This window comes from Segatella maculosa OT 289, assembly GCF_000243015.1.
Lineage (GTDB): Bacteria > Bacteroidota > Bacteroidia > Bacteroidales > Bacteroidaceae > Prevotella > Prevotella maculosa.
In genome coordinates this window covers 20,026-28,097 of record NZ_JH594516.1, presented here as the reverse complement: position 1 = coordinate 28,097, position 8,072 = coordinate 20,026, and the positions used below count along the sequence as shown (strand labels likewise).

Annotated in this window: 5 protein-coding genes and 1 pseudogene; 2 read left to right on the top strand and 4 right to left on the bottom strand. The window is 48.9% G+C overall.

All coding sequences use genetic code 11. The annotated features are described in order from the left end of the window. A pseudogene (locus HMPREF9944_RS13060) lies at positions 1-164 on the top strand (IS1380 family transposase); the annotation flags it as partial. Positions 165-342: 178 nt separating this feature from the next. Here HMPREF9944_RS13060 and HMPREF9944_RS12360 read toward each other — a convergent pair. The 3 genes from HMPREF9944_RS12360 to HMPREF9944_RS12350 are packed head-to-tail and all read right to left on the bottom strand — an operon-like array spanning position 343 to position 4,899. Beyond that, entirely contained in the window at positions 343-1,362 is a 1,020-nt protein-coding gene (locus HMPREF9944_RS12360; protein ID WP_008566694.1) for a S41 family peptidase, read from the bottom strand. Next, on the bottom strand, positions 1,359-2,207 hold the full coding sequence (locus HMPREF9944_RS12355) for a DUF3316 domain-containing protein (RefSeq protein ID WP_008566692.1): 849 nt from the start codon (positions 2,205-2,207) through the stop codon (positions 1,359-1,361). The genes HMPREF9944_RS12360 and HMPREF9944_RS12355 overlap by 4 nt, the downstream gene beginning before the upstream one ends. Beyond that, positions 2,188-4,899, bottom strand: a complete 2,712-nt coding sequence (locus HMPREF9944_RS12350; RefSeq protein ID WP_008566690.1) for a DNA gyrase/topoisomerase IV subunit A — start codon at positions 4,897-4,899, stop codon at positions 2,188-2,190. Before HMPREF9944_RS12350 ends, HMPREF9944_RS12355 begins: the two co-directional genes overlap by 20 nt. A gap of 499 nt (positions 4,900-5,398) precedes the next feature. Between HMPREF9944_RS12350 and HMPREF9944_RS12345 the strand changes: the two genes are divergently transcribed. Then, a complete protein-coding gene (locus HMPREF9944_RS12345; protein ID WP_008566689.1) occupies positions 5,399-5,749 on the top strand; it encodes a hypothetical protein in 351 nt (116 codons plus the stop codon). Between the two features lie 163 nt (positions 5,750-5,912). Here the strand turns inward: HMPREF9944_RS12345 and HMPREF9944_RS12340 are convergent, their stop codons facing one another. Beyond that, complete coding sequence (locus HMPREF9944_RS12340; protein ID WP_008566687.1) at positions 5,913-8,045, bottom strand: DUF3857 domain-containing protein; 2,133 nt, start codon at positions 8,043-8,045, stop codon at positions 5,913-5,915. Positions 8,046-8,072: the final 27 nt, after the last annotated feature.

Here is an 8,072-nt window from a genome sequence, read left to right as displayed (position 1 = left end):
TACCTTTGTGGAGGGAGGTCAAGCCATTGAAAAAGACAAGCAGGCTGAAAGCCTTTATCCTGCATTTTGTCAGCGTGCCAGCAAAATGGGTGCGCACTGGAAGGCAGAACGTTCTGAACCTATATACAAATAAAACCTACTACTCTGAGGTCTTCATTGAATAAACAGTATTTCTTTGTGGCTTTTCATACTTCCTCATTGGTTTGGGTGGGGGATTTCATGTCTATGCAAGAACCAAGAACCCCAGAAAATCCCCATATCAATGGATAAATTCCAAAAATGTCACTTCAATATATAAAAGTACCTCACAAGGAATAATGCTGCGGAATTGAGGAAAAAACCTTACTCCAGTAGCTTACGTGCATGCTCGATGATGGTATCAATTCCGTTATAGAAATCCACTATATCAAGACTCACATTTACGTCGGGCGCTATGCCGAACTCGGTACTTTCCTTGTTCTTGTCATAGATAGGGCAGGCCGAAAAGCGTACACCCCACCCGTTGGGAAGCTCACTGCCAAAAGGCATTCCTGCACCACCGCCTGTCTTGTCGCCGACAATGCGGACGTTGGGACAACATTTCATGTACTTCACGAACTCATTGGCCGCACTATAGACACCACGGTTCGTAAGCACGACCACCGGTTTCTGCCAACGCAGGCCACGGCTCGGCTTGAGCCATTGTTCCCGCATGGCAGAAAAAGCATCGTGAGCCTTTCCCGTCTTATGTTGAATATAGCCCACGAGAAGCTCCTCATTGGTAAAGCGGGCGGCCAGCTCTTCGGCACTCGAAATCAGTCCACCGCTGTTGTTGCGGATATCGATGATTAATCCACGTGTAGGGAGCAGATAGGACAAGATGTTCGTCAGATTACCGCTTCCAAAGCTGTTCTCGAAAGTAGCGCAACGGATATACCCGACATTATCATCGAGAATACGATATTTCATACCGTTGGCAATACGATAGTTGGTACCCAGATATTTATTGAGAAGAGAGTCGTCCACGTTGCTTGGATAGTTCTCACGCCACGACCAATAGCGTGCCACATCAAAGCCCGAATACATGTTGACATGACCGTCACGCAGTTCTCCCAGCATGTTTCCCAACACCTCAAAGAGTTGTTCGTCGCTCATCTGGTCGCTTATCTGCTTGCTATACCGTACATGGACCTCGTTCCAATCGAGCTTGTATTGCCGGGCCTTATAGTCAAAGAAGCAATAATGCTCGTCGAGAATGCGCCACAAAGCCTCAAAGTTGCCACGGGGATTGTCGGCATATTCGTCTTCTTTTACACAGCTTGTAAACAACAGCGGAGCGAGAAGCAGCAATAATAATGGAAGAATACGTCGGAAGTGTCTCATTTTCTGACTCGGATTAACTTAAAGGTCTTGGTCACACCCAGCAGCAGGGCATGCGTGTAGGCATGTTGTTTGAGGTTGTTGACCCGGGCCTGCAAATACTCTCCTTGATAGCCGACACGGAAAGTGGCACGGAAAAGCGGGAAGTCCAAGGTCAGGAAATGCCTCAACGAGGGTGCATTCCCCATATAGGTAGGCACAATATTATGGTCGTAATTATCTTTGGAGAATATTTCGTAATAAGACTGACCGTAGTTAGGCGAGAACATCAGTCCTGCCACGGGCACCCCCACTTCATAACGCAGCCGGAAATCACGGTAATGGCTCTCACAGAAAGGATTACGGAAAGTATAGATCAGGGCTGCCGTAGGCAACACATTCAGATAGGCACGGGCTTGAGCGGGATTATTGCTGTTGCGTGTGTTATAGATGAAACCCAGATTGAGCTCTGCATTGCCTCCGGCCTCCAATTGCAGCTCGTTACCACCGACAGTCCACGTCCCACACACGACATGCAAGCCGTATTGGAAGTTGTAATTGCCGGCAATCTCGCGGCCGTCGCCCGACCGATTGTCTATGTAGGCAATGTTTCCCTGATGGATAAGCGCGTTGATGAGTCGGCTTCCCTCGCGCCAGCGCAGCGTGTGACTGATGTAACGGAGGTCGGGCCCCGTATATTCTTCCGGACTAAGATAAGTGTCAAGCACTTTCGTTGCACCCCACCCAATCATTCTGCTGTTGGTGATTATGCGGTCGCCATCTCCCATCGTGCCTGTTTGCCCGGCACAATACAACGGCGACAAGACCATCAGCCCAGCTATAAGGATACTATTCAGATGTGGTTTCATTTGTATCGGAGAATAAATTGAGTTGTCCGGTCATTTCATCAATCACCTGCTGCCGGCTTTTACCTGCATCGGGGGCAAGGTTCTCTTCCGCTTCCGTAGCATCTTCTTCTGCTTCGGACGTATCCGGTTCTGGGAAACGCACGGGCTCCAATTCTTCAATCTTCCCAATCTGCCACGTTGATATACGCTTACCTTTAGCCTTGAAACTCTTTTGTCCGATGAACTGTTCAGCATCAATCTCTTCCGGAGCACGCGAAGCGTCATGCCCACCATAAGTCACTTTGATGCGCGGGAATGCAACATCCGTCAGGATAACGAGCCTACTGTCAGCATTATCGCCGAGGAAGTTCTGCGGTCTTGCCGTTGCATCCATCGTAAACCGTTTCATATAAGGATAACCCTGATTGTCAGCATCGAAGAGAACAGCCGTCCACACCTTGTCAGGCTCCCATTTCTCTAAGCGCATGATATTGTCTGGATAGTGGTTATTGACATCAAAGTTCGTAATATAGAAGTCACTATTGTCGAGTATAACGAGAATACGGTCTTCATCAGAGAATTCGCCCAAGAAGCGTCCGTGCTCCTCATAGTTGATGCGCTTCACATCGGCATCAAACCACACTTTCCGGCCACCCAACGTTGAATGGCCATGACTCTTCAAGCCAATGCGATGCACACCTTGCTTGGACAACAAGACACCTTTGGCTGCGCGGTTCTTTATCAATATCTTACTGAAGTCGCGCTCCAAGAATATGTTCTGGCGTTTCTTCTTCGGGTCAAGATCGAGCGTCACCTTGATGGTCTCGGCCTCACCGTTAGGATTGGCCGTGAAGTAAATCACCTTCGAACCCGGTGTGCCCTGCGTCAGGTCGTATTCACGGTCACGCGTCATACTGGTCACATTAAAACGCTTCATGTAATAGAAGCCCTGACGACCGTCGCGATAGACCGTATTGTAAATCGTACGCTTATCGTTCTTCTTAAACACCTGCACCCAAATGATGCCTTTGCCCACGAAGATTTTGTCGGCCACCTTGATAATCTTGTACTTCCCGTCTCTATAGAAGATGATGATATCGTCGATATCGGAGCAATTGCAAACGAACTCGTCTTTCTTCAGCCCCGTCCCGATGAAACCTTCCTGCCGGTTGATATAGAGTTTTTGGTTAGCTTCCACCACCTTCGCACTGTCAATCGTATCAAAGCTACGTATTTCGGTATGACGCGGATGGTCGGCGCCATATTTGTTCTTGATGAACGTGAACCAATTGATGGTGACATCGGTCATGTGAGCCAAGTCACGTTCTATCTCTGCCACCTCGGCCTTGATGCGCGCAATGAGTTCATCGGCCTTGTCTTTATTGAACTTCAGGATGCGCTGCATCTTGATTTCCATGAGCCTGAGGATATCATCACGCGTCACTTCGCGAATGAAGTTGGGCTTGAACGGTTCCAGCTTCTCATCGACGAAAGCAATGGCCTCGTCCATCGAAGCAGCCTGCTCAAACTTCTTTTCTTTATAGATGCGTTGCTCGATAAAGATGCGCTCAAGACTGGCGAAGAAGAGTTGCTCAAGCAGTTCGCCACGACGAATCTCAAGTTCCTTGCGCAGCAACCCCATCGTGCGGTCAACACCGTGGCGCAACACGTCGCTAACCGCAAGGAAGCAAGGCTTGTTATCTTCGATGACACAGCAATTCGGCGAAATATTAATCTCACAATCGCTGAAGGCATAGAGTGCATCTATCGTCTTGTCAGGCGACACACCGGGCGACAAATGCACCTGTATCTCCACCTCGGCAGCCGTATTGTCGTCTACACGCTTAGCTTTGATTTTTCCTTTGTCTATCGCTTTCAAAATACTGTCGATAAGCGTCGTCGTGGTCTTGCTGAACGGTATCTCGCGGATAACGAGCGTCCGGTTGTCGAGCTTCTCTATCTTCGCCCTCACCTTCAGTCCGCCGCCACGTTGCCCGTCATTATACTTGCTGACATCAATGGCGCCACCCGTGGGAAAGTCGGGATAAAGCGCGAACGCCTCGCCGCGCAGATACTTGATGGCCGCATCGCAAATCTCATTGAGGTTATGCGGCAACAGCTTGCTGCTCAGCCCAACGGCAATACCCTCGGCCCCTTGCGCCAAGAGCAGCGGGAACTTCACCGGCAGCGTAATCGGTTCCTTGTTCCGTCCGTCATAACTCAACTGCCAGTCTGTAGTCTTCGGATTGAAGACCACGTCGAGGGCAAACTTCGACAGTCGTGCCTCAATGTAACGCGGAGCAGCCGCACGGTCGCCCGTCAAGATGTTTCCCCAGTTGCCCTGACAGTCAATAAGCAAGTCCTTCTGCCCCATCTGCACCAAGGCATCACCGATAGAAGCGTCGCCATGCGGGTGGAACTGCATCGTGTGGCCCACGATATTGGCCACCTTATTATAACGTCCGTCGTCCATGCGCTTCATCGAATGCAAGATGCGCCGCTGCACGGGCTTCAGTCCGTCTTCGATATGCGGCACGGCCCGTTCCAGAATCACATAGCTGGCATAGTCCAAGAACCAGTTCTTGTACATGCCGCTCAAGTGATGCACGGCCGAAGCGTCGAACCGGTCGGCCGGTCGGTAGTCCGAATGGGTGTCTTCGCCCAGCATTTCCTCTTCGTTGATATTCTCGCTGTCTTTGAATTCTTCGTCCATGTGATGCTTATTTAATTTCTGCGATAGCCACAAAATTACTACAAAAGGTTGAGATATGCAAATAAAAAGCCGCTTCTTGCCCCAAATCCGTCGCTCTCCGGGTCAAGAACGGGTGTCGCGGCACCTACGGTAGGCATGCAACCGTCGTTATTAAAGGAATACGACCCGACTGATACCGCATCTGTCATCGGACAGATATAAGGCATACCGAATTATCTACCCGATGAGAAATATTTCTCACCGGGTAGAGAAATATTTATCACCATGGTGATAATTCGATACTCCTTATATGTCTACAGGCAGACTTACGGTATAGAGACGGTCGTTATCCTTCCGTGAGTCCGGTTGCACACCTTTCGTCAAAGCGATTACACACCTTTCGTCAAGGCGATTGCACCCCTATAACCAGACGAAGGCAGATGAAAAAACAAGCCGAATAGTTGCAGGCGTGGGATTTATTGCTTACTTTTGCAACGTAAAACCATAAAATACAAGAGTTATGAAAAAACATCTGCTACTCATGCTCGTCGTTGCGGGCATCACATTCTCCTTCTTGAGTTGTTCGTCTGATGATGACGACGCACCGTTGACTTCGTTGAAAGGCACCGAATGGGTGAATAACGAAGAGAAAGATCTCACGATGATGCTGAACTTCACCACCGAAAAGGACTTTTATTTCACCAAGCGTGATAAGAATGGACAGACAGTCGAAAAGGGCACCTACACTTTCGAACCGCCCATCGTACACTTTACAGTTATGGATGAAAAGACAAAGAAGACGGAAAAACTTACGGGAAGAGTCGATGGCAAGTCGCTTACTGTAAAGGAGGTCGTTTATAAAAGGAAATAACACCAGCCTTGTCGGCCTGTGGCAAGTCTGCAGGTTCAGCCAGACAAAAAGGGCAGCCCGAAGCGGGGCTGCCCTTTGTCGTGTGCAATAGAATAGAGGTTAAGGCACGGAAGGCACGTCGTTCCCAACGTCTTGCTCCCTTTTTCCTGCATCTGACGCACGTTTAATTCTTTTTCAGTATCACTTGGCGGCTCGTGAACGCATAAGCGCGGTCGAGCATGTCGAGGACTTTGTTCCAGTTGACCAGAGGCTCCTGCTGATGCTTGTATATCTTTTTGAAGTCGATGACCAGTTTCCCGTTGCTGACCTCGGCTCTTGTCATGAAAGAAACGGCATCGTTGTCGACGCTTTCGTTGAGCTTCTGCAGGCTTTCGGGCGAGACGGAATAGCCCGAGGGAATGGTTAGAGCGAGCGTTACGGCGTAGGTGCGCGGATAGTCAAAGAAGATGGCGTCGCTGCGCTTGCGCTCTTTGCCCTCGATATGGGTCTGCTGGCCGAACAGCTGACCAACGGAAACAACGAGGTTTCGCCCGGCTTTCTTCACAAGGCCGTCCATTTGATAGTTCACAGTGTAGGAGAAAGGCAAGTTGTTCTCACCGAAGTTAAGCACTTTCGTACTGTTGATTTTCACGGGAGCCTTGTCATGATAGGCCTTGACTTCCTTGGCGAAGTTCTCCGGAATGTCTTTCTTGTCTCGCTCTGCCCGCTCTGCAGCCCGCGCTTTTGCCTCGCTTTCCTTATAGTTGTAAGCGTCGGCAAAGGTTGTATATTCATAGGGCTTGCCCCACGCCTTGATGAGTTCTTCGGCCGTAGTATATATAGGAATGACACCTTCTTTCTTGCAGCCCGACATTGTGTTCTGGCGTCGGATATTCATCATTCCACCGTCGATTACCGCGTCTATGTCTACCGTTTCTATGTTGTCTGAAGCATCGCTGCCGGCAATTCTGAATGATGTGAACGGGCCTTTTGCAAACTTTTTAGGCTTGTCGGTACGTATGGCATCTCGGTTCTGATAGATTGACGGAATGATATTCGCGCCTACAGCCCGCTTCAAGGGGAAGTAACACTTGCCGTTCTTGAGTATGATGAAACGCGTTGCATCGCTGTAATTGATGAGCTGATCAAGCGGTTCATTGTACAAACTGGTTGTGATGCCGCGTCCATATTCCACTTTCAGACGGTCAAGAATGCTCGGGAAGAGCGTTGAGAAGTTATAGGCATTTTCGTAAGGCTGCTTGAAAAGCAACGTCTGCATCACCATATAGTTATATACATAGTCGGCTTTTTCCTCATCAGTTTTAAGCTTCTTGGCATCTTTTACCATTTTGGTCATCTTCTTGTAGAGTGTCCATTTCAGCTTATAGTCAGACCAAGGCTGCCATGCATCTTTTTGAATGACCTTGGCATCAGGGTTGGCCTGCAGTCCTTTCTGCTTTGCACTCTCGGGCGTATAGTACAGTCCGACGTTGGTGTTCGTCACATATAACAGCGTGAAAGGAGCCTGTGCGATAGCATTGAAAGCGTAATCAGGCAACGTCTTATTAATACTTTTCACGTGGGCATCCAAGGTGATGTTATCGCCATTCTTCCCCGACTTGAAGTCCGGTGCACCGTTCATTGTGCGGTATTGTGTACAGAGATTCTTGTCAATGGCACAATGAATTTGATAGTCAAGTATCGGGTAGTCAGCACAGAAAATGAATAGCGTAGGATCGAGATTATCCTCTTTAATCACGTCAAAATCATAGATAAAGTAGTCTATCAAATCGCCGACTTGCAAGTCGGGCACAGCCAGTTTAGTGCGCTTCTCCTGTCCTTTCTTCCCCTCGTTTGCGTCTTGATAGTCGTCGGTGCTCACTTCTTTGACCGTCCCGTCGGGCTTAATGACCTTCACACCAAGCACGGTCCGGTGGTCTTCGCGCAGCATAAGTTCGTTGAACGAACGGTCATACGTGCGGAAGTCAAAGGTGGAAAACTTATCAAGGGCAGCCTTGTCGTTGATTTTGATGAGATTGCGTTTGAGATGAGTAGCCGTGTTTTGCTTGAGGTTTCCAAAGGCGAAGATATTGAACTTCTTGCTTAAATCGACGGTTAGTTCCTCGTAGCGTGCCAGAATGACGGCCGATTCGTCCTTATATTGCGCCGAGACCTTACGGTTGTTGAACTGCGGAAGATTCCTTCCCCATACGTCTTGCTTCACTTCTTTGACGAACTTTTGATAATCGTTGTCGTCAAAAGCCAATGTCGGGAGTGCTATAACGGCCAACAGCAGCATTGTAAATAGTTTCTTCATAAATGTAGGTTTGTTTATTTGTTAGTG

Excerpts from the sequence above, each read along its gene's own strand:
- HMPREF9944_RS12355 (WP_008566692.1), bottom strand. The coding sequence starts at position 2,207 with ATGAAACCACATCTGAATAGTATCCTTATAGCTGGGCTGATGGTCTTG.
- HMPREF9944_RS12350 (WP_008566690.1), bottom strand. The coding sequence starts at position 4,899 with ATGGACGAAGAATTCAAAGACAGCGAGAATATCAACGAAGAGGAAATG.
- HMPREF9944_RS12345 (WP_008566689.1), top strand. The coding sequence starts at position 5,399 with ATGAAAAAACATCTGCTACTCATGCTCGTCGTTGCGGGCATCACATTC.
- HMPREF9944_RS12360 (WP_008566694.1), bottom strand. The coding sequence starts at position 1,362 with ATGAGACACTTCCGACGTATTCTTCCATTATTATTGCTGCTTCTCGCT.
- HMPREF9944_RS12340 (WP_008566687.1), bottom strand. The coding sequence starts at position 8,045 with ATGAAGAAACTATTTACAATGCTGCTGTTGGCCGTTATAGCACTCCCG.